The organism is Roseibium sp. SCP15, from assembly GCF_040329435.1.
In the GTDB taxonomy this organism is placed as follows: Bacteria; Pseudomonadota; Alphaproteobacteria; order Rhizobiales; family Stappiaceae; genus Roseibium.
The window spans coordinates 234,361-253,849 of record NZ_JBDZYI010000001.1 but is presented as its reverse complement, the minus strand read 5'-3'; the positions used below and the strand labels follow the sequence as shown (position 1 = coordinate 253,849).

24 protein-coding genes are annotated in these 19,489 nt (G+C 56.4%); 13 read left to right on the top strand and 11 right to left on the bottom strand.

What is annotated here, in order from left to right; genetic code table 11:
• Positions 1–26 precede the first annotated feature (26 nt).
• The 6 genes from ABLO27_RS01185 to ABLO27_RS01160 all read left to right on the top strand — a co-directional run bounded on the left by ABLO27_RS01185 (position 27) and on the right by ABLO27_RS01160 (position 5,955).
• Positions 27–1,247, top strand: a complete 1,221-nt coding sequence (locus ABLO27_RS01185; protein ID WP_353029956.1) for a glycosyltransferase family 4 protein — start codon at positions 27–29, stop codon at positions 1,245–1,247.
• 21 nt (positions 1,248–1,268) lie between these two features.
• Positions 1,269–2,396 carry a glycosyltransferase family 4 protein gene (locus tag ABLO27_RS01180; RefSeq protein ID WP_353029955.1) on the top strand — a complete coding sequence of 376 codons (1,128 nt, stop codon included), beginning with the start codon at positions 1,269–1,271 and terminating at the stop codon, positions 2,394–2,396.
• The gene (locus ABLO27_RS01175) at positions 2,393–3,547 is read left to right on the top strand and encodes a glycosyltransferase family protein (RefSeq protein ID WP_353029954.1); all 1,155 of its coding nucleotides are present in this window, start codon (positions 2,393–2,395) and stop codon (positions 3,545–3,547) included. Before ABLO27_RS01180 ends, ABLO27_RS01175 begins: the two co-directional genes overlap by 4 nt.
• A 61-nt stretch (positions 3,548–3,608) precedes the next feature.
• Positions 3,609–4,409: a methyltransferase domain-containing protein gene (locus ABLO27_RS01170; protein ID WP_353029953.1), complete on the top strand. Its 801-nt coding sequence runs from the start codon at positions 3,609–3,611 to the stop codon at positions 4,407–4,409.
• A 22-nt stretch (positions 4,410–4,431) separates the two neighbouring features.
• Complete coding sequence (locus tag ABLO27_RS01165) at positions 4,432–5,205, top strand: polysaccharide deacetylase family protein (RefSeq protein ID WP_353029952.1); 774 nt, start codon at positions 4,432–4,434, stop codon at positions 5,203–5,205.
• A gap of 444 nt (positions 5,206–5,649) precedes the next feature.
• Complete coding sequence (locus tag ABLO27_RS01160) at positions 5,650–5,955, top strand: DUF3088 domain-containing protein (RefSeq protein ID WP_353029951.1); 306 nt, start codon at positions 5,650–5,652, stop codon at positions 5,953–5,955.
• 155 nt (positions 5,956–6,110) lie between these two features.
• On the opposite strand, the gene ABLO27_RS01155 is transcribed toward ABLO27_RS01160, so the two are convergent.
• Both ABLO27_RS01155 and ABLO27_RS01150 read right to left on the bottom strand, forming a co-directional pair.
• Positions 6,111–6,626, bottom strand: coding sequence for a peptide-methionine (S)-S-oxide reductase (locus ABLO27_RS01155; protein WP_353029950.1), 516 nt, complete (start codon positions 6,624–6,626; stop codon positions 6,111–6,113).
• A 100-nt stretch (positions 6,627–6,726) separates the two neighbouring features.
• The gene (locus ABLO27_RS01150; RefSeq protein ID WP_353029949.1) at positions 6,727–7,626 is read right to left on the bottom strand and encodes a LysR substrate-binding domain-containing protein; all 900 of its coding nucleotides are present in this window, start codon (positions 7,624–7,626) and stop codon (positions 6,727–6,729) included.
• Between the two features lie 125 nt (positions 7,627–7,751).
• Between ABLO27_RS01150 and ABLO27_RS01145 the strand changes: the two genes are divergently transcribed.
• Complete coding sequence (locus ABLO27_RS01145; RefSeq protein ID WP_353029948.1) at positions 7,752–8,192, top strand: cupin domain-containing protein; 441 nt, start codon at positions 7,752–7,754, stop codon at positions 8,190–8,192.
• Positions 8,193–8,464: 272 nt separating this feature from the next.
• Positions 8,465–9,016, top strand: a complete 552-nt coding sequence (locus ABLO27_RS01140; RefSeq protein ID WP_353029947.1) for a GNAT family N-acetyltransferase — start codon at positions 8,465–8,467, stop codon at positions 9,014–9,016.
• Positions 9,017–9,165: 149 nt separating this feature from the next.
• On the opposite strand, the gene ABLO27_RS01135 is transcribed toward ABLO27_RS01140, so the two are convergent.
• From ABLO27_RS01135 to ABLO27_RS01125, 3 genes are all read right to left on the bottom strand, one after another.
• Positions 9,166–9,369: a DUF2783 domain-containing protein gene (locus ABLO27_RS01135; RefSeq protein ID WP_353029946.1), complete on the bottom strand. Its 204-nt coding sequence runs from the start codon at positions 9,367–9,369 to the stop codon at positions 9,166–9,168.
• A 4-nt stretch (positions 9,370–9,373) separates the two neighbouring features.
• Positions 9,374–10,984, bottom strand: coding sequence for an FAD-dependent oxidoreductase (locus ABLO27_RS01130; protein ID WP_353029945.1), 1,611 nt, complete (start codon positions 10,982–10,984; stop codon positions 9,374–9,376).
• A 74-nt stretch (positions 10,985–11,058) separates the two neighbouring features.
• Positions 11,059–11,601: a VOC family protein gene (locus ABLO27_RS01125; protein ID WP_353029944.1), complete on the bottom strand. Its 543-nt coding sequence runs from the start codon at positions 11,599–11,601 to the stop codon at positions 11,059–11,061.
• A gap of 256 nt (positions 11,602–11,857) precedes the next feature.
• On the opposite strand from ABLO27_RS01125, the gene nthA reads away from it, so the two are divergent.
• The 4 genes from nthA to ABLO27_RS01105 are packed head-to-tail and all read left to right on the top strand — an operon-like array spanning position 11,858 to position 13,942.
• Entirely contained in the window at positions 11,858–12,484 is a 627-nt protein-coding gene (gene nthA / locus ABLO27_RS01120) for a nitrile hydratase subunit alpha (RefSeq protein WP_353029943.1), read from the top strand.
• Positions 12,481–13,140 (top strand): nitrile hydratase subunit beta, encoded by a 660-nt coding sequence (nthB, locus tag ABLO27_RS01115; RefSeq protein WP_353029942.1) that lies wholly within the window; start codon positions 12,481–12,483, stop codon positions 13,138–13,140. The genes nthA and nthB overlap by 4 nt, the downstream gene beginning before the upstream one ends.
• Complete coding sequence (locus ABLO27_RS01110; protein ID WP_353029941.1) at positions 13,127–13,483, top strand: nitrile hydratase accessory protein; 357 nt, start codon at positions 13,127–13,129, stop codon at positions 13,481–13,483. The genes nthB and ABLO27_RS01110 overlap by 14 nt, the downstream gene beginning before the upstream one ends.
• Positions 13,484–13,489: 6 nt before the next feature.
• Entirely contained in the window at positions 13,490–13,942 is a 453-nt protein-coding gene (locus ABLO27_RS01105; RefSeq protein ID WP_353029940.1) for a methyltransferase family protein, read from the top strand.
• Here ABLO27_RS01105 and ABLO27_RS01100 read toward each other — a convergent pair.
• Positions 13,939–14,721, bottom strand: coding sequence for a class I SAM-dependent methyltransferase (locus ABLO27_RS01100; protein ID WP_353029939.1), 783 nt, complete (start codon positions 14,719–14,721; stop codon positions 13,939–13,941). The two genes, ABLO27_RS01105 and ABLO27_RS01100, sit on opposite strands and share 4 nt — an antisense overlap.
• Positions 14,722–14,818: 97 nt before the next feature.
• Positions 14,819–15,691: a LysR family transcriptional regulator gene (locus ABLO27_RS01095; protein WP_353029938.1), complete on the bottom strand. Its 873-nt coding sequence runs from the start codon at positions 15,689–15,691 to the stop codon at positions 14,819–14,821.
• 118 nt (positions 15,692–15,809) lie between these two features.
• On the opposite strand from ABLO27_RS01095, the gene ABLO27_RS01090 reads away from it, so the two are divergent.
• Positions 15,810–16,097, top strand: a complete 288-nt coding sequence (locus tag ABLO27_RS01090) for a DUF1330 domain-containing protein (protein ID WP_353029937.1) — start codon at positions 15,810–15,812, stop codon at positions 16,095–16,097.
• 124 nt (positions 16,098–16,221) lie between these two features.
• On the opposite strand, the gene ABLO27_RS01085 is transcribed toward ABLO27_RS01090, so the two are convergent.
• The 4 genes from ABLO27_RS01085 to ABLO27_RS01070 all read right to left on the bottom strand — a co-directional run bounded on the left by ABLO27_RS01085 (position 16,222) and on the right by ABLO27_RS01070 (position 19,477).
• Positions 16,222–16,815: a class I SAM-dependent methyltransferase gene (locus ABLO27_RS01085; protein WP_353029936.1), complete on the bottom strand. Its 594-nt coding sequence runs from the start codon at positions 16,813–16,815 to the stop codon at positions 16,222–16,224.
• Positions 16,816–16,879: 64 nt separating this feature from the next.
• A complete protein-coding gene (locus tag ABLO27_RS01080; protein WP_353029935.1) occupies positions 16,880–18,058 on the bottom strand; it encodes an ABC transporter permease in 1,179 nt (392 codons plus the stop codon).
• Positions 18,055–19,080, bottom strand: a complete 1,026-nt coding sequence (locus ABLO27_RS01075) for an ABC transporter permease (protein ID WP_353029934.1) — start codon at positions 19,078–19,080, stop codon at positions 18,055–18,057. Before ABLO27_RS01075 ends, ABLO27_RS01080 begins: the two co-directional genes overlap by 4 nt.
• Before the next feature lie 79 nt (positions 19,081–19,159).
• The gene (locus tag ABLO27_RS01070) at positions 19,160–19,477 is read right to left on the bottom strand and encodes a hypothetical protein (protein WP_353029933.1); all 318 of its coding nucleotides are present in this window, start codon (positions 19,475–19,477) and stop codon (positions 19,160–19,162) included.
• Positions 19,478–19,489 lie beyond the last annotated feature (12 nt).

The window sequence follows — 19,489 nt, the reverse complement described above, 5'->3', positions numbered from 1 at the left end:
TCTCTTCTCTATTCAAGGGCTGTTTGATGTCCCGTATCGCCGTTGTGGTCAAAGGCTACCCGCGCCTGTCCGAAACCTTTATCGCCCAGGAAATGCTCGGCCTTGAACGTCGCGGCATCGACATTCTGATTGTTGCGCTGCGCAAGCCCTACGATCCCTACATTCACGAAGTGCATCGCCAGATAAGCGCCGAAGTCATGTACCTGCCGGAATATGTGAAAGACGACCCGGCTCGTGTTGCCCGTGCAAAACGGTGGGCGGAGAGCCAACCGACCTACGACGGAGCAAAGGCCTTGTTCGATGCCGATTTCGCTCACCAGTCGAACGCGGACCGTCAACGCAGGTGGGCGCAGGGCTGTGTCTTCGCCCACGAGCTTCCGGAAGACGTGACGTGGATCTACACCCATTATCTGCACACACCTTGCTCGGCTGCCCGCTACGCTGCGCATCTTGCGGGCAGGAAGTGGTCATTTTCGGCCCATGCCAAGGACATCTGGACAAGCCCGGAATGGGACCTGAAGACCAAGATCAACGATGCTGCGTGGGGTGTCACCTGCACAAGCGTCAATGCGCAATACCTGAAGGGCCTTGCGGACGATCCGGAGAAGGTCGAGCTGCTCTATCACGGCCTCGATTTTTCCGGTTTTCCTCTCCCCTCCGACACGACTTCCCAGCGTAACGGCAGCGGTGATCCGGTTCGCATCGTCTCGGTCGGGCGTGCAGTGGAGAAGAAGGGCTATGACGACCTGCTGGCGGCGCTGGCAGACCTTCCCGTCGACCTCAACTGGCACTTCACACATGTCGGCGGCGGCGAGTTGTCGGATGTTCTGAAATCCAAAGCAGACGAGCTCGGACTTTCCAAGAAGATTACCTGGCGCGGCGCCCAGCCCCGCGAAGAGGTCATTTCCACATGCCAGCAGGCAGACCTGTTCGTATTACCTTCCAAGCTCGCAAAGAGCGGCGACAGGGACGGTTTGCCGAATGTCCTGATGGAGGCCCAATCTATGGGGCTCTGCTGCCTCTCCACCCGGGTTTCGGCGATCCCGGAGCTGATCAGGGACAAGGAAACAGGCATTCTGGTTGAACCCGGCGCCGCTGAGGAACTCTCAGGCGCACTGGACACGCTCATCAGAAACCCCGAACAACGCCGCACACTCGGGCTTGCAGCTGCCGAGTTGGTTCGAAACGAGTTTTCCACCGACCCTGGACTTGACCGTCTGGCGGCAAAGTTTCGTAAGGTGCTCTGACTCAGACGTTCGGGAACTTACATGAAAATCGCCTTCACAGCTCCGATGAAGCCGCTCGACCACCCGGTTCCGTCCGGTGATCGAACCATGGGCAGGCTGATCGTCCGGGCCCTGGAGAGCGCCGGCCATGCAGTTCGGGTGGCTACCGACTTCCGCTCCTGGCGCAAGCAAGGCAGCGATGACATTCAAGGGGCAGTGAAGCAGCAAGCGCTTCTGGAGGCAGAGCGCATTGCCGAAGAATGGCAGAAGGACCAATACAGGCCCGACCTCTTCCTGACCTATCACCTTTATCACAAGGCTCCCGACTGGATCGGCCCTTCCCTCGCAAACCGGTTTGCATTGCCTTACGCGATCATTGAGGCAAGCCGTGCTCCCAAGCGCAAAACCGGCAACTGGTCATTCGGATTTGCCGCCGCCGATGAGGCACTGAACCGGGCGGATGCCGTTGCCGCCATCCATAATGCCGACGCTGAGTGCCTGCGCGCGGTCGTGCCACCCGATCGTCTCGACGTCGTCCTGCCGTTTCTGGATGCAGCACCGTATCAACAGGCAGCAGTTCCAAAACGTCGGCAGGCGCAGACACCGCTCAAGCTGCTCGCAGTCGGCATGATGCGCGAAGGCGACAAGACCGGATCATACGAAGTTCTGGCGAAGGCGCTCTTGCTGCTTCAGGATCTGCCCTGGCATCTCACGATCATCGGTGATGGTCCCAATAAGGACCACGTTCTGAGTCTCTTTCAACCAGACCGGATAAACTGGATGGGAGCACTTTCGCCGGAAGACCTTGCTGCGCAATACGCAAGCCACGATCTACTTGTCTGGCCTGCCATCAGGGAAGCATTTGGGCTGGTTTTTCTGGAAGCACAGGCTGCAGGTACTGCTGTCATTGCAGGAGACACATTTGGCGTGCCGGACATCGTCAAGGATGGTGTAACAGGCCTGTTGTCGTCGGAAGGAGATGCGGAGGCGTTCGCTGAAAACCTGAAACGTTTCATAAGCACTCCGGGTATGGCGGACCAGATGGGACGGGCCGCCTCCAGCCACATTGAAAGCAATCACACCTTGGCTGCCGGGGCAAAACGGCTTTCCGCCCTCGCGCAAAAGGCGATCACAAACCACCGCCATCGTACCGAGGCGCAAGAGGCATGAGTTTCAAGGCCTTCATTCACGTGCAGCACCTTCTCGGCACCGGACATGTTGTGCGCGCAGCTGCCATCGGCAAAGCACTGGCGGCACGCGGTGTTGAAGTTACGCTTGCCAGCGGCAACAAGATCCCCCCGACACTGGACACCGGCCCACTCAAGGTCATCGAGCTTCCAGCGTGCAAAAGCCCAGACGCGAATTTCAAGCATCTTGTCACGCTGGACAACCAAGACATTGATGATGCTTGGAAAACGGCGCGCGTTAAAGCATCGATTCAAGCGTTTGAAACAGAGGATTACGATCTCCTGCTGACGGAGACCTACCCTTTTGGCCGCCGTCAACTCGACTTTGAACTGACACCGCTTCTCGAAGCCGCAAAGTCCAGGCCAAGATCTCCGCTAATCGCGACCTCCATTCGTGACATTCTTGTGCGCAAGAAAGAGCTCTGGAAAGAGGAATGGATGGCGGATCAGGCGCTGAAATATTACGACCGCGTTCTGGTTCACTCCGATCCGGAGTTCATCCAGCTCTCCGACAGTTTTCCCTTCGCCGAACGGGTAGATCATCTGGTGCGCTACACCGGATATGTGAACGGAAAAACCCGGCCGCAAGTTGAAGGGATGGACGGGGAAGATGAAGTCATCATTTCCTGTGGCGGCGGTGCCGTGGCGGAAAACCTGCTCTCAGCTGCACTGGAAGCGCGGCCCCTGTCTCGCCGCGCGGAAGACGCAATCTGGCGCGTGCTGATCGGTCACGACATATCCGAAGATGCATTCGCCATCTATTCGAAGAGCACCGGTGAAGGCATTGTTGTAGAGAGGGCTCGGCGCGATTTTCCCGAATTGTTGAAACGCGCGCGGCTTTCAGTGAGCCAGGCTGGATACAATACGGTGCTGGATATCCTGATCGCCGGTGTGCCGGCCGTCCTTGTGCCATTTGCGCAAGCAAACGAGACCGAGCAGACCCAACGCGCAGAAGCTCTTGCCGCGCACGGACGTGCCACCGTTGCACACGAGGCCGGACTGTCACCCGAACGGCTCGCGGCAGCCGTAGACGACGCCCTTTCCCTGGCTCGCAGGCCTGCCGCTGTCAGACTGGGCGGAGCCGAAACAAGCGCCGACCTTCTGCTGCACGATTTGCAGGATCGGATCGTTTGATCCATCCTGCGTCGACAGGATTGCGACGCAGTCCGTTTCCTCCGAAAAAGGCAGAGTGTCGATGGAACTTCGCAACTTCAAAGCGCTGAACAATCTGGCTGACACTTCGGACTATGTTGCCATGCTGGAAGCATTCGATGCGATCCCCCAGCTTCGGGAGTTGAAGGAAATTGCGCGCCAACGCGGTGGCATAGCCAACGGAAAATCCGTGTTGGACATCGGTTGCGGGTTCGGCCTTGAAACCGTTCGTCTCGCTCAGCTTGTCGGGCCAGAGGGCCATGTCAACGGGCTCGACAAAAGCGATGCCTTTATCGCGGAGGCAAGACGCCGCGCGGAGGCGGTGAGCTGCCGGGTCACGTACCAAAGTGGTGACGCCACCAACCTTTCCTTTGAAGATGCTTCGTTCGACTGTGTTCGCGCGGAACGCCTTCTGATCTATCTGAAGGACTTTCAGTCGGTCCTTGCCGAAATGAGGCGCGTCTTGAGACCCGGCGGTCATTTGGCCCTGATCGAGCCCGACTTTTCGACAATCACGATCAACGTGGCCGATCGAGAGCTTTTGCGAAAGGTCATCGATTACGAAATTGCACATGCCGTGGAACAAAGCTGGCTGCCGGGACCTTTAAACTCGGCGCTTGAGCAGCTCGGATTTCAGAACATCAAGTGCGATTCCCGTGCCCTGATCTTTCAGCAGGATCTGGGGGCCACCTACTTCAAAAGCCTCGGAGTTCACGCCGAAGAAGCCGGTGCGATCACTGATACGGAAAATCAGGAATGGCAACGGTCAATTGACAGACTGCGAGAGACAGGCCAAATCTTCGCGACCGTCGCATACTTCCTTTTCACCGCCTCCCATCCATGACTTCCAGCCGGATTGCGATTTCTTGACTACGCCTTCTTCTGCTGCCGACCTGCAGCGTTTCAAAGACGAACTGACTTCTCATCTGGACTGGTTTGCCGAACGCGGCAGAAAGGTCCGGTTCTGGTGGCGGGACGACGATGCCATCGAACCGACCGCCCTGCTCGACCGGATGCTGACCATCGCCAATAAGCACGATGTCGACATCGCGCTCGCTGTCATCCCGAAAGAGGCGACCGAAGCTCTGGCGGACCGATTGGCCGATGAACCGCATGCCTGGGTTCTGCAGCACGGTTGGCAGCACAAGAATTTTCAGCTGAAGGAAAAGCGCGAAAAGGCCGCCGAGCTCGGTTCACGCCGTGATCCGGAGGAGTTGATGGCGCAGCTCGCGGACGGCAAAGCCCGGTTGGACACTCTGTTCGGCGGCAAGTTCATTCCGGCCATGGTGCCACCTTGGAACCGGATCGACCCAGAGATATCCCGTCGTCTTCCGGACATCGGCTTGCCCGGGCTTTCGACCTTTACCTGGCACAACTTCCCGCGCGATCACCAAATCCAATCGCATATCGACATCTTGAAATGGAAGAAGCAGGTCCGTTTCATTGGCTGGGAAAGTGCGCGGCTGCGCTTTGACCTGCAGCTCACCCGCCGTCGTAACATCCGCAATGAACCCATGGGCCTGCTCACACATCATCTGGCACACGACGAGGGCTGCTTCGACTTCCTGGAAGAATTCCTGTCAATTGCCGCCCATCACGAAGGTGCGGAGTGGCCCGATGTGAAGGGACTATTTGAGTGAGTGCTAGCCAAGCTAAACCAAAGAATGACAACTTGAGATGAAACCCAATGGATTGCATTCAAGACAACAAAATACTCGTGCCAGCGATTATGGTTTTGTTTCTGCTTCCAATTTTCACTTTCGAGATAGTTTGGTTTGCACGTTCACTCGCTCTTTACATTCGAAATGGTTTCGATTTTTCACAAGAGGTTCCTCCAAAGATTTGGTGGGGAGAGGGACCGGAAGACGTGAATGATCCAGGTTATGCAAAACCTATGTCCCCAAAGGCAAAATTCCTCTTTGGCCTTCCGTTTGGAATAATATTGGCGGGAATCCTTTGCTTCGCGGCGATTTTCGAACTGATAGATGTGCTCGAAAACAGATGCAGCTTGCTCAGTTAGCATTTGTTCTGAAAGTACTCTCCCAAATGAACAAGTCTCAAGCCAACGCGGAAAGAAAACTCAATTGCGTGACACGCTCTACCTGCTCGAGCCCGGTTTTGAAGACCCGTCTTATCCCGACAAAGTTTTCTACTGTTGGCACTGCGCACTCATGGAAGGCGTGCTTGCGTCGTTTCCGGAACTTGCACAAAAACTGGACGTAAAACGGATTGGCTGGTCGCGGCCGCGTCAGGAAATCGTTGACCTTCTGGGTGAAGACAACCAGAGCCTTCCGGTGCTGGTTCTTGCAGAGGGGGGCTTCATCAATGACAAGGATGGGATCCTGAAAGCGCTGTCCGTGCGGCATGGGTTTCCATTGCCGCATCCTTAGCGTAGCGCCTCTTTTCGCTCACGTCTCAACCACCTCCAGTTGCTGAAGTCCACCAGCCGCCTCTCCTTTCCGAGCGCATCCAGGTTGTCATCCCGGACGCAGCAAAGCGAAGATCCGGGATCCAGTAGCTCGCAACGGCCCAACTCACATGCGTGTCATCTCTGAACTGGGAATGTCGGATCCAGCACACGACCAAAGTCCCTTCGCAACATTGCAAGCTTCGGATCGATATAGGTCCTGCAAAAAGGGCGGTCCGGACCGGTAGCGTAGTAGTTCTGAAAACGTTCATCCGACGGTTTGAAGGCTGCAAAGGCAAGCACCCTGGTAACGAGCGGTTCTTCAAACCCGGATTGCAGGTCCCGCAAGATACCGTCGACATTTTCGCCCGTTTCGACGTCGAAGACGTAGACCGCGCTGCGATACTTTCCGCGCATCTTGTGATGCGAGGTGCTGGAGTGGGTCCTGAGATGGATCTCGATCAGAACGTCCAGCGGAATAAGGTCAGGGTCATAGGTCACAATCACGGCCTCGGACCAACTGTCTTCCGGTGGGTCGGAATGAATGAAACCCTGCTCGACTTTCTCCACGCCGACAAGCGACTGAAAGACGGCTTCAGTGCACCAATGGCATCCACCGCCAAGGCCAATTCTTGTTGCTGCTTTTGAAGCCATTCTAATTCAATCTCCGGCGGTCACGCTCATCGGACAATTGGACCTGCCCAGTTCAGCCGCCTTGTAGCGTCAACCCAGTACGGCCTGGCAAATCACTTTCTCAGGATTTGTCCGTGTAGGTGCTGCTGGAAATCATCCACTCCGCCACCTGTCGAACAGGAGAATCCGGAGCTTCCTCCTCTCGAAACGTGACGAAGTATCCTCGGCCGGATCCCGCTGAAACATCGGTCAACCTGACCAATGCACCACTGTCCAGAAACACGTCCAGCAAACCTGCCCAGCAAAGGCACACGCCCTGCCCCGCCAGCGCTGCGTTGACCATCAGCGCGTAACTGTCGAAATCCAGCGTTCGCAATTTGGAGCGCGCCGGAGATCCGACTGCATCGAACCAGGTTTCCCAGTTGTACCAGGCACCGGCGTCGCGATGCTGGCCCAAGAGACGTTCAGCTTTCAGAGTGTCCACGGTCAGCTGCTTGCCTGACTTTTCGACAAAGGCAGGGCTTGCGACCGGAAAAACGTCCTCCCCAAGCACAACGCCCACTTCCAGACCCGGCCAGTTGCCATCTCCGAACCTGATCTGAACGTCCGAAGTCGCGGTATCATCCGTATGCGCCTGACTTATGATCTGGATGGACGTGTCCGGCAGCGCCTGCTCCAGCTCAGGCAAGCGCGGTATCAGCCAATAGGCCGCGAAGCCGGACCCGCAGCTGACACTGACGCTGTCGCTTGCAGCTGCGTCGCGCAAGCGCTCGATCACAGCTTCAATCCTGGCCAGACCTGACCTCAGCACATCATAGAGCTCCTGCCCTTCTGCGGTTAATTTCAAGGGACGGGAGCTTCGGTCAATGACCTTGCAGCCAAGATCGTCTTCCAGCATGACAAGGCGCCGACTGACCGCCGGTTGGGACACGTTCAGCTCCTGGGCGGCGCGGGTCAAGGTGCCGTGCCGCGCGACCGCGTCAAAGGCGAGCAAGCTTGAGAAGGGTGGCAGACGACTCATACTATAACTCCAGCGTATAGATTCATGAGATTTTCCAATATTGCACAAAGACAGACTTTCGAGGAAATTTCCAGTCACCAAAGCAACATTCGGATGTCGAACCTCGAATGGACGGAGACGGTCTCATGCACATCAGCGACGTTCTTGAAGACACACACCAGGGTATCGTGACCAACGGCTTTTGCCGTCTTCCACGTGGATTTGCCGAACATGTGGACCATCAGGCCGTGGAAGGCGGAACCGACCCAGCCTATGGTTCGGTTGAATGGCGAACACTGATTTGTGCCAACAAGACACCGTCGAGCGGTCTCGTCTTCGGCGTCGCAAGCTTTCACCCTGGTGGCTGCCTCAACAGGCACCGGCATGCGCCCGCAGAGTTCTATTTCGGTCTGACAGGTTCCGGAACCGTCACGATTGACGGCGAGGACCTGCGGATCGAGCCGGGTGTGGCAATCTACATTCCACCGAATGCCGAACATGGCGTGGTGGCAGATGGCGATGGCCTTTCAATCGCGTACGGATTTCCGTCAGACTCGTTTGATGCAATTGACTATGAGTTTGCGTGAGAAATCAGCTCGTGCCGGTGGTTGCCGGATGTCAATCTCGGCTTCTCACTGGATACATTTCGGTTTGACAAGCTGCTCGCCATGAGAGAATGTCCCGGCATGATCAACTTTCAGATGACCACTCTTATGACCACACATACCGTCGTTCCTGCAGGGGACGCGGCATGGTCGTCATGGGCAAACATCTGACCTGATCACCATTGCACCCCTGCTTCGAGGAGCAGGGATTGCAAGCAGACCCTGCTCTTTCGAACAACCCGAAGAGAGCCGGTATGATATCCGAGAGAATTCCGCCATCCGACAGCGAAGCCGCATCGAGCGCCCGATCCTGGCCTGAAGGACTGCACATCCGCGCTGAATCGCCCGCCGACGCGGAAGCGATCACCGCGTTGCAGAACATGCCCGGCTTTCGGGCCGGAACGATGCGTATGCCTTATCCGCGCGAAAAAGACGTCAAAAGCCAAATTGAAAACAGGTCGGGAGAGGTCGTTTCTTTGGTCGCGGTTCAAGACGGGATCATTGTCGCGAGTGCGGGTTTTACGCGGTTCTCCGGACGGCGCATCCACGCTGCCATAATGGGAATTGGCGTTCACGACGACTACACAGGGCGCGGGATCGGGCGTGCGCTGATGTCGGAATTGCTGGAAGTGGCCGACAACTGGATGAATATTCGGCGCCTCGAGCTGACCGTGTTCACCGACAATGTGCCGGCAATCAGGCTTTATGAGCGCGCCGGTTTCGAGATCGAAGGCACGTTACGCTCGTTCGGGTTCCGCAATGGTGAATACGTGGATGCCTATTCGATGGCCCGCATCCGCTGCTGATCAGGGGAACAAAAAGACAAAGCTGTCTTCATACCCGCTCGTCATTGCCGGATCCGGTCCGGCAATGCTCTCACGTGTTCGTCGGCGAGACAGAACAAATGCCAACGGATAGGCGCTCAAGGAAATGGGCGGCCGAAGCCGCCCATTGCTCAGGCCGCCTTGGGCTTGGGATCAGCTGCAAGATCAATTGCGGCCTTCAAAGTCTCCATGTCTCCAATCTGGTTGGACAGGATCAGGATCAACCGCGTGTTCATTCGGTTGGCCTCGTCATCGCTCATGTGACGCTGGCTGGAAACGAGATGCTCATAGAAGCCATCGGGATCATCGAGATTGGGTTTCAGATTGAGAGGCATCGGTTCACGCAGCTCCTATCGCGGTTTTCATCGCGGCTTGCACCTTGTTGTCGTTGAAATTACGCCAACGCGCGGCGACATGCTGATCCGGGCGGATCAGGTAGACAGTGCCCGGTTTGCCGTCGTAGCGATCAGCAAGCAAACCGTCCGCATCATCGATGTCCTTGCCGACACGCAGAACACGAGCCTTGATGTTTCCGGATTCGATGTCTTCCGCTTCGTCGTCACCGAACACGAGCAATGCAAAGCCGTCCCCGATCTGATTGAGGAACCACGCATCCTCGCCCCCGACCCTGATCGGTGCGTCCGCACAGCATGTGCCCGGTGTCATCACGCCGGAAAAATCGTCTTCATCCGCCGTGTTGAGCGAACTTTCCACGTAAGGCGTCGGAGCGGACAAACGCCCGGAATTCACCAATGGCTTGGCGAAGTCACTGACTTCGGAAAGATCCAGAACCGCATCGCGGAAGCGGCGCGAAGCCTCGCTCTTGGGCGTGATGAAATCGGTAGACCGGGTCGAATTCAACAAATTGTCGTCTGCCGCGAATGCCCGCTCTTCATGATAGCTGTCGATCAGGCTTTCCGGAGCTTCGCCGTCCATCACAAGTTTCAGCTTCCAGGCCAGATTGTCGATATCCTGAACGCCGGTGTTTGCGCCACGGGCGCCGAAGGGAGACACCTGGTGGGCTGCATCTCCAGCAAAGAGCACCCGGCCATAGCGGAAGTTATCGATCCGGCGGCAGGCGAACTGATAAACGGACGCCCATTCCAGCTCGAACTCCGTGTCCTCGCCGAGCATAGCCTTGACGCGCGGAATGATTTTTTCCGGTTTCTTTTCCTCTTCAGGGTCGGAGTCCCAGCCAAGCTGGAAGTCCAACCGCCAGACATCGTCACACTGCTTGTGGAGAAGAGCCGACTGACCACGATGGAAAGGCGGATCGAACCAGAACCAGCGCTCGGTCGGGAAATCCGCCTTCATGATGATGTCGGCGATCAGGAAACGGTCCTGAAAGAATTGCCCGGAGAAACCAGCACCTACCATCTTGCGGGTATCGGAGTTGGCGCCATCGCAGGCAAGCACCCAATCAGCCTCCATAGTGAAGACACCATCGGGTGTTTCCACAGTCAGCGACACTCCATCATCAATCTGGGTCAGGTTGATCAGCTTGTGCTTCCAACGCAGGTCGATGAGGTTCGATTTCTCGCACTCCTCGACCATGTACTCCTCCAGGTAATACTGCTGGAGATTTATGAAAGCCGGAATCTTGTGGCCATCCTCGGGCAGCAGATCGAAAGTGTAGGTAAGATCGTCCTGGAAGAAGACCTTGCCGATCTTCCACTTGATCCCCTTGTCGACCATCCGCTCGCCGCATCCCAACCGGTCCCAGATTTCGAGGGGGCGCTTGGCGTAACAGACCGCCCTGGACCCAATGGAGACGGTGTTGTTGTCATCAATGACGATTGTGGGAATGCCACGCTGCGCAAAATCAAGCGCGGCGGTCAACCCAATCGGCCCGGCGCCGATCACCACCATCGGATGGCGCTTTACCGTTCCTGTCCGCTGCTCTTCCGATTGCCGGTAGTCGAATTCCGGATATTGGTAGGTTTGAAACATCAAGCTCTCCTCCCAGCCCTGATGCGAGATCTTCGATTACGCTGCACTTGCCGCAGCGCACGCACTCGTCGCGCTTACACATCTGCCAGTTCTTTGGCGTGCAGCCACTCGGCATGTTTCGGTGCTCTCTTGGTCTTCGACCATTCTTCAAGCATTTGCCATTTCACGTCGTCCAGCTTGGCAAGGAGCTCTTCTTCCTTCGGATCCGGACAGGCCAACTCGACCCGGTGACCGTTGGGGTCGAAGAAATAGATGGAATGGAAAATCGAGTGATCGGTCACACCGAGCACTTCGACGCCATTTGCCTCAAGATGGTCCTTGAAGGCGATAAGCTCGTCCCGATCCTTCACCTTGAACGCGATATGCTGCACCCAGCGCGGTGTGTTGGGATCAAACCCCATTTCGGCCTTGGTCGGCAGCTCGAAGAAGGCGAGCACATTGTCGTTCCCCGCATCCAGGAAGATGTGCATGTAAGGGTCAGGCTCGTGGGTGGAAGGCACATGGTCCTCTGCAATCGCCAGGACGAAATCCATGTTCAGCATTTTGCCGTACCACTCGACCGTTTCCTTGGCGTCCTTGCAGCGATAGGCGACGTGATGCATCTGTTCGATTTTCATATGTGCGCTCCTCCAAATTAGTTACATCTGTAACTATATTGGCAAGCTAGCACAGCGCGTCAGCAAAGGTCAATTGGTTACACATGTAACTAATTATTACTACGTAGCCGTTCGTCTGCTGCCGGGTTGGGTCCGGACCAGCAATTCCGAGACTTTGAAAGGCATCAGCTGCCAGGTGGCAGGACACGCAATTGTTTGATTTGACAGGTTTAAAGTCAGCACGTCATATGAGGCTCCGCACATTTCAGGAGCTTTCATGTCCCACGATCATGACCACGATCATTCGGAACTGTCCGACATCGAACTGCGCGTAAGGGCGCTGGAAACGCTGCTGACGGAGAAGGGCTATATCGACCCTCCTGCCCTGGACGAACTGATTGAAACCTATGAAACCAAGATCGGCCCGAAAAACGGTGCGCGGGTGGTTGCCAAGGCCTGGACAGACCCCGAGTATCATGAGCGCCTGATGAGCGATGCCACCGCGGCAATCGCCGAATTGGGGTTCACCGGCCGCCAGGGAGAACACATGGTGGCTGTCGAAAACACTGCCGACACGCACAACATGGTCGTTTGCACATTGTGCTCCTGCTACCCATGGACCGTGCTTGGCCTCCCGCCTGTCTGGTACAAATCCGCACCCTATCGCTCGCGTGCTGTGCGCGATCCGCGTGGTGTTCTGACCGAGTTTGACGTAACGCTGCCCGACGACACTGAGATCAGAGTCTGGGATTCCACGGCAGAAGTTCGCTATCTGGTCATCCCTCGTCGCCCTGAAGGAACGGATGGCTGGAGTGAAGAAAAGCTTGCAGAACTGGTCACCCGCGACAGCATGATCGGAACAGGTCTGGCGCTTGAACCCTCTCGTCGGGAGAATGCAGCATGAACGGAGCGCAGGATCTTGGCGGCCAGATGGGTTTCGGCCCCATCGAGCTGGAAGAAAACGAACCCAACTTCCATGCCGACTGGGAAGAGCGCGCCTTCGCTGTGACCCTTGCCATGGGAGCCACCGGCAGCTGGACCCTGGATGCCTCACGCTTCGCCCGTGAAACGCTGCCGCCTGCCGACTATCTTTCCTCCAGCTACTACAAGATCTGGACGATGGGCCTTGAAAAGCTGGTCGTGGAAAACGGGCTCGTGACACAGGAAGAGCTCAAGCAAGGCCACGCTTTGTCACCGGCGGCACCGGTCAAGCGTGTCATGAAAGCTGAAGACGTTGCCGGCATATTGGCAAAGGGTGGTCCGGTTGATCGCCCGGAACAGCAACCGGCCAAATTCAAGGTTGGCGACAAGGTCCGCACCAAACGGATGCATCCCGAACATCACACCCGCCTCCCCCGTTATGCTCGCGACACGGTTGGCGAGATCGAGGCCATACACGGCGTGCACGTGTTTCCTGACGCGAATGCACATGGCAAAGGCGAGCAGCCGACATGGCTTTATGGTGTTGTCTTCAAAGGCACCGACATTTGGGGCCCTGACAGCGATCCAAAACTGAAGTTACGCATCGACCTTTGGGAGCCCTACCTTGACCTTGCATGAAGACGTTCAATCGACACCCAGGCTGCCGCTCGATCAGGATGGTGGACCGGTCTTCAGCGCACCGTGGGAGGCGCGGGTGTTTGCCATGACGCTCAAGGCCCATGAAGCCGGCATGTTCAAATGGAATGAATGGGCAGAGACACTGGGGGCTGAACTTGCAAAGGACGGCGACGGCAGCGGAGAAACGCTGGACTATTACGATCACTGGCTCAACGCTTTTGAGAAGCTGCTGAGTGCGAAGAACGTTGCGGCTGCCAACCAGCTTTCCGAACTCAAGGAGGCCTGGGATGAGGCAGCCCGGGCAACACCTCACGGAGAACCGATCATTCTCGATCGGTCGTAAGGTGGCATGCGTCTGAAAGTACCACCGCCTCTCATTTTTGCAGTCAGTGTGGCCCTGATTTTCCTGGCTGATACCTTGTTGCCGCAGATCCGTGTCGACGTCCCTGCTCAAGCAGCACTCTCCGTTTTGCTTGTTCTCGCGGGCATCGTTTTTGGGGGGCAGGCAGTTCTCTCTTTTTTGCGCAACAAGACGACTGTTGATCCGCGAAAGCCGAAGGCCGCAACCGCGCTGGTGACAGCAGGCGTTTATCGTTTCACGCGCAACCCGATGTATCTTGGCGTGCTTTGCCTGCTGCTGGCCATGTCATTTTATTCAGGCACATTGGCAGCCGTGATAATTGTCCCGGCATTCGTCTGGTATATGACGGAGTTCCAGATCAAACCGGAAGAAGAAGCTCTGCAGAACATTTTTGGAGAAGCCTATGACCGTTATCGGAAACGCGTGCGCCGCTGGATTTAGCAGAGCCCCTTTCGCAACACCCCGCGCAACGCTTCGAAAGGCACGATGATATCCGAAGGATAGCGCTGCCAGATTTCGGTCATTTGCTCCTCGGTCAACAATTCCCGCCGAAAGGCTCCGTGAGAAGTCGCTTCAGTCCAATCCAGCATTGCCGTCAAGTCTGCAAACTCAAGCGCGAGCATCGACCAATCAAGCTGCTCGATCACGAAGTCGGCCGCCCCGATCTGGCTTCGCCAGGTCTCATCGGACTGGAACGTATTTTCCTGCATGATCTCTGCAAAATCCGGCATCAGCGCGATCAGGTCGACGATCTTTGCAGGAGGCTCTCCAACACACTCGAACACCATGCGGCCTTCAGGTTTCAGGACCCTGTTTGCTTCTGTCAGAAAGGCCGGCATATCGGTTATCCAGTGAATGGCGTAGCTGGAATAGATCAGGTCGAACCAATCCGACTGCAGCGCACCCAGGTCTTCGCCTCTTGCCTGACGAAAAGTGACATCCAGTCTCTGGTCCGCCGCGTTCTGGCGGGCAATTTCAATGCGTGAAAGATCAGGGTCAATGGCAACAAGCTCTCCGTTCGGCATAAGGCGCCGTGCAAGGTCGCACGTTTGCTCTCCGGTACCGCAGCCAATGTCCAGCGCAACTTCACCCGGCCTTGCTGCCGCAAGTTCAAGCAGTTTGCGGGCGCGTTCCTCCTGAAAGGTTCTCATTCTCGCATAGCATGAAGCGAGTTGGGCCGTGCCCCGCCTCGCCCCAACCGGCAAATCTGTATCCGTCATCGATGTCTCCGGTTTTCCTGAAACTTCGGTCGTTTCTCAGCGCCACCAGCACGCGAAACTTCGGTGTCAGCACACCGTCCAGTGGACTGGCCTTGTACTATTGCCCCAAATAGAGGCCACTTTTGGCCTTGAAGGCTTCTGCCGCGAAACGCATGAAGGTTCGGATCCGCGCAACGTTTTTCAGATCGGGGTGTGTCAGGATCCAGATGTCGAAATACCGGGAGGGTTCGAAACCCGAAACCCGGACCAGATCCGGATCCGGATCACCCAGGAAACACGGCAGTCGGCCGACACCCATTCCGGCCTTCACGGCCGCCTGCAAGGCAATCATGTCGTCAGCAACAAGGGCAATGTAGGCTTCAGGATAACGGGAGCTGATCTCCTTCGGCACCCCTTCTCCCCACCATTTGAACGTTACGCAGGCAAGAGGCGCCGCGCCATGGCTGACGTCCATGACTTCTCGGGTCCTGCGGGCAAACTCCCTGGACATGTAATAGGTACGGTTCTGACCGCATGCCAGGCGACCGAACAGGGTTTCATCCGGCGTATCGGTCACCCTGACCGCAACATCTGCCTCTCGCCGGTGAAGGCTCAGTTTTTCGTTCGCCGCAATCATCTCCAGTTCTATTCGCGGATGCCGTTCGGAAAACTGCTGCATGATTTCCGCCAACTGCACCTGGAACAGCAATTGCGCCGCCGTTACACGCAAGGGGCCTTCCAGTTCTGCATCCTGTGCGGTGATACGTGTGTCGAGAGCCAGAACTTCCGCCTCAACACGCTTGGCCGCAATCACCGCCTGCTCGCCCGCAGCCGTCGGGACAAAACCCTCTGGCATCCGTTCAAAGAGACGCGTGCCCAGGCGTTCCTCCAGAGCCGACAAACGTCGCGACACGGTCGAGTGCGTCACCCCCAGCCCCCTGGCCGCCTTGGCCAGACCACCCGCCTTGGCGACGGCCAATACGAATTTCAAGTCATCCCAATTGTCCATAGCATGTGCATTTTTGCACATCCCTGTTTCGAAATTGAAGAATTATTCGCAGTCGCATATTCGGTTAGCGTCATGGCATCTCATCACAAGGAGATTCAAGATGCCTGTTCAAGCTATTGCAATGATTACCGTAACCGACAAGGACGTTCTGGGGGCTTACCGGGAAAAGGCAGCGGAAGCGCTTGCCAAGCATGGAGGCCAGCTGGTTGCAGCTGATCCGGCCCCTCTCGTTCTGGAAGCTGCAAATGATGCTCCGGACATCACCGCGCTTCTGTCTTTCCCGACAGCTGACGCGGCAAAAGCCTGGCGGGAAGATCCTGAGCTGGCCGACATCCACGCCCTTCGCAACAAGGGCGGCAAATCAACGATAGTGGTGTTGCCTGGTTAAGAACGACCGAGGCGTTGAACCGCTGTTTTAAACAAGAGAGGGGCTGACTGTATTATCCAGTCAGCCCCTCTCTTGAACTTGGCTAACGGCAATGCATCCAAAGGATATTGCCCAATGTGCTGCCTTACCTGACCGGTTTCACCAGTCGCATGCGCCAGGTCACGCCCTTCTTGTCCGAAACCAGACGATAGTCGTCCAGCACTTCCCATTTGCTTTCGTCATCCGTTGCGTCCCAAAGGCTGGCAATCAGTTTGTTGGCGCCCGACTCAGGCTTTTTCGGGGAATACATGGAAAGGGCGATGACACCATCCTGTTTAAGGAAGGGAACGTAGCGGCTGACAACTGCAGCTGGGTCATCGGCAAAGTGCAGAACCTCGTTGAAAACGATGGCCGAGAATGTCTCGCCTTCCTTCGGCTCGAACGTGTGCATGTCCCCTGCCCGTAGCGCAGCGATGGCCGGGTCCACATTGGCGATCTCGAGCGATGCCGGTGACAGATCCATGCCGACATACCGCTTGACACCCATCGGCTGTAGCCGCTCGTACAGAAGCCCTTCCCCGCAGCCGATATCCAGCACTTCATCCATGGTCTCCGTCAGGGAGAGCCACATGCCGATGATGCCGTAACGGCCGCTTTCCGGCAGAGAGCGCAAGAAAGCCCAGCGACCGGCTTCATATTCCTCATCCCAGCCTGCAGCGGTGGAAGCGTTCTTCGACATGATGATTTCCTAACAGCAAAGACGGGCCGAAACGGCCCGCCGAACAATTTCCGAATTCCGGTTATCACTTATATGGATCGGCGGCGTCGCGCAAACCATCCCCCAGGAAATTAAAGGCAAGAACCACAATGATGATCGGAACCACCGGCGCCATAAGCCAGGGATAGACCGTCACCACGGAAATGTTCTGAGCCTCGTTCAAGAGAACTCCCCAAGAGACAGATGGACGGCGCAGGCCCAGATTCAGATATGACAGCGCCGTTTCGCCAAGGATCATCGAGGGGATCGACAGGGTTGCCGAGGCGATGATGTGACTGGTGAAGCCGGGCAGCAGATGCCGTCCGATCACGCGTCCGGGCTTTGCTCCCATAAGAACGGCGGCTTTTGCGTACTCCTCCTCTCGTAGCGAGAGAAGCTTTGATCGCACGGCGCGTGCCAAGCCGGGCCAATCGAGCAATCCGAGGATGATCGTGAGACCGAAATAGATCCAGACTGGACTCCAGGTCACCGGCAATGCCGCCGACAGGGCCATCCAGAGCGGCAGTTCAGGCATGGACCTCAGGATCTCGATCATGCGCTGGATCGCGCTGTCGAGAATGCCGCCGAAGTACCCCGCGATACCTCCGAAGAAGAGCCCGAGCACAATGGAGATGGTCACGCCCACAAGACCGACAGTAAGAGACAACCGGGCGCCATAGACCAGACCGGAGAACTGGTCCCGGCCCAACCGATCCGTTCCCAGCAGGAAGAGCGTCCCCCCCTTGGCCGGACAGAACAGATGAACGTTTGAGGTGAAAAGCCCCCAGAACTTGTAATCGGAACCACGACAGAAGAAGCGGATCTTCTGAACCTTGTTCGGATCGTTCTTGAACACCCATTGAAGGGTCTCCATGTCGATTTCCGAATTCATGCCATAGACAAATGGGCCGACAAACTGTCCTTCATGGAAGAAATGTACCGGTTGTGGCGGGGCATAAAGATGGAGACTGTCACGCTGGTTTGCCGTGTACGGCGCGATCTGCTCTGCGAAAGGCACACAGAGATAGAAAAGGATCAGAATAACCCCTGACCAGACCGCAACCTTGTGGCGCTTGAATTTCCACCACATGATCTTCCATTGCGACGCTTGGTAATAGCGCTCCTGCTCCGGCGTCATCTTTTCTGCAACAGTCGGGTTGAACGGCGTCGGATCGACGTAGTGCTCGACGGTGCGCGTCGGTGTGTCCTTCATATCCATGCTCATGACGAGGCCCTCCCGCCAAGACGAATACGAGGATCAAGAACCGCCAGCAGAAGATCGGATATCAACATGCCGATAAGCGTCAGGACAGCAACGAACAACAAAATGAAACCGGCAAGGAACTGGTCCTGGGATTGCAGGGCCGACAAGAGGACCGGACCGACGGTCGGCAAGCTCATCACCACCGACACAATCACCGACCCTGAAACAAGCGACGGGATCAGGTTGCCGATATCAGCAATGAAGGGGTTGATCGCCATGCGAAGCGGATATTTCACCAGAAGCTGCCCTTCCTTCAGTCCCTTGGCTCGCCCCGTCGTCACGTATTGCTTGTGCAGTTCATCGAGAAGGTTGGCACGCAATCGCCTGATCATTGCTGCGGTTCCGGAGGTTCCGATGACGATGGTGGGCACAATCAGATGCGCCAAAACGGACAACGCTTTGTCCACGCTCCAAGGCTGATCGATATATTCAGGCGCCATCAGGCCGCCAACGGACAAGCCGAACCAGCGATTGAACAGATAAAGCAGTATGAGCGCGAGCAGGAAGTTTGGTGTTGCAAGGCCGATATAGCCGAGGAAGGTAAAGCCGTAATCCCCCCAGGAATACTGGCGTGTTGCGGAATAGATCCCGATCGGGAACGCTACAACGTAAACGAACAGAATCGTTGCAAAGTTCAACACAACGGTCAAAGGCAGGGTCGGTCCAATGACCTGATCGACTGGCTTGTCGAATTCAAATGACCAACCCCAGTTGCCCTGCAGAAGCCCGTCGAGGCCATGCGGACCGGGCCACAAACCTACCCAGATCAGGTAGCGCTCGAAAAACGGCCGATCGAGCGAGAACTCCTTGCGCAGGAATTCCAGTTTGGCGATGGAGGATTGTTCACCGGTAGCCTTCAGTGCTGCAATCTGGTTGGTAATGTAGTCGCCCGTCGGAAGTTCGATAATGAAGAACGTCAAAAAGCTGATCACCAACAAGGTTGGGATCATCGTCAATATCCGACGGATAATATAATAGAGCACCTAAACTCCCCTTTGCCCCTATTCTTACCGTAATACGGACTATTTCACTCCGAACAAGAGGTCGACTGCCGTTTTAATATTATGTTGCTTTCAATACGAGAGTCAGACCGTCAGAAAACGGCAACATCGATTTAACCACCCGGTTGTCTTCAGGCAGGGCCGAAGCCATCCAGAGCGTGCTGTGACCGGTGAAAACACCAAGTTCCATGACCTTTTTCGCATTCAGGCTCTTGATCAGAAAATGAAGCAGTTGGCCCTGTTCCTGCGGCACACGCATATAAGCTTCCGGAAGAGCCTGCGTGCGCCGGCGGAGTTTTTCCAAAGAGACAGATTCCCGGGTGCCCTGGCGGCAAACATATTCGATCAGATCAGATGTCATCTCCAATCGGTCAGCCATCTTTTCTCCTGG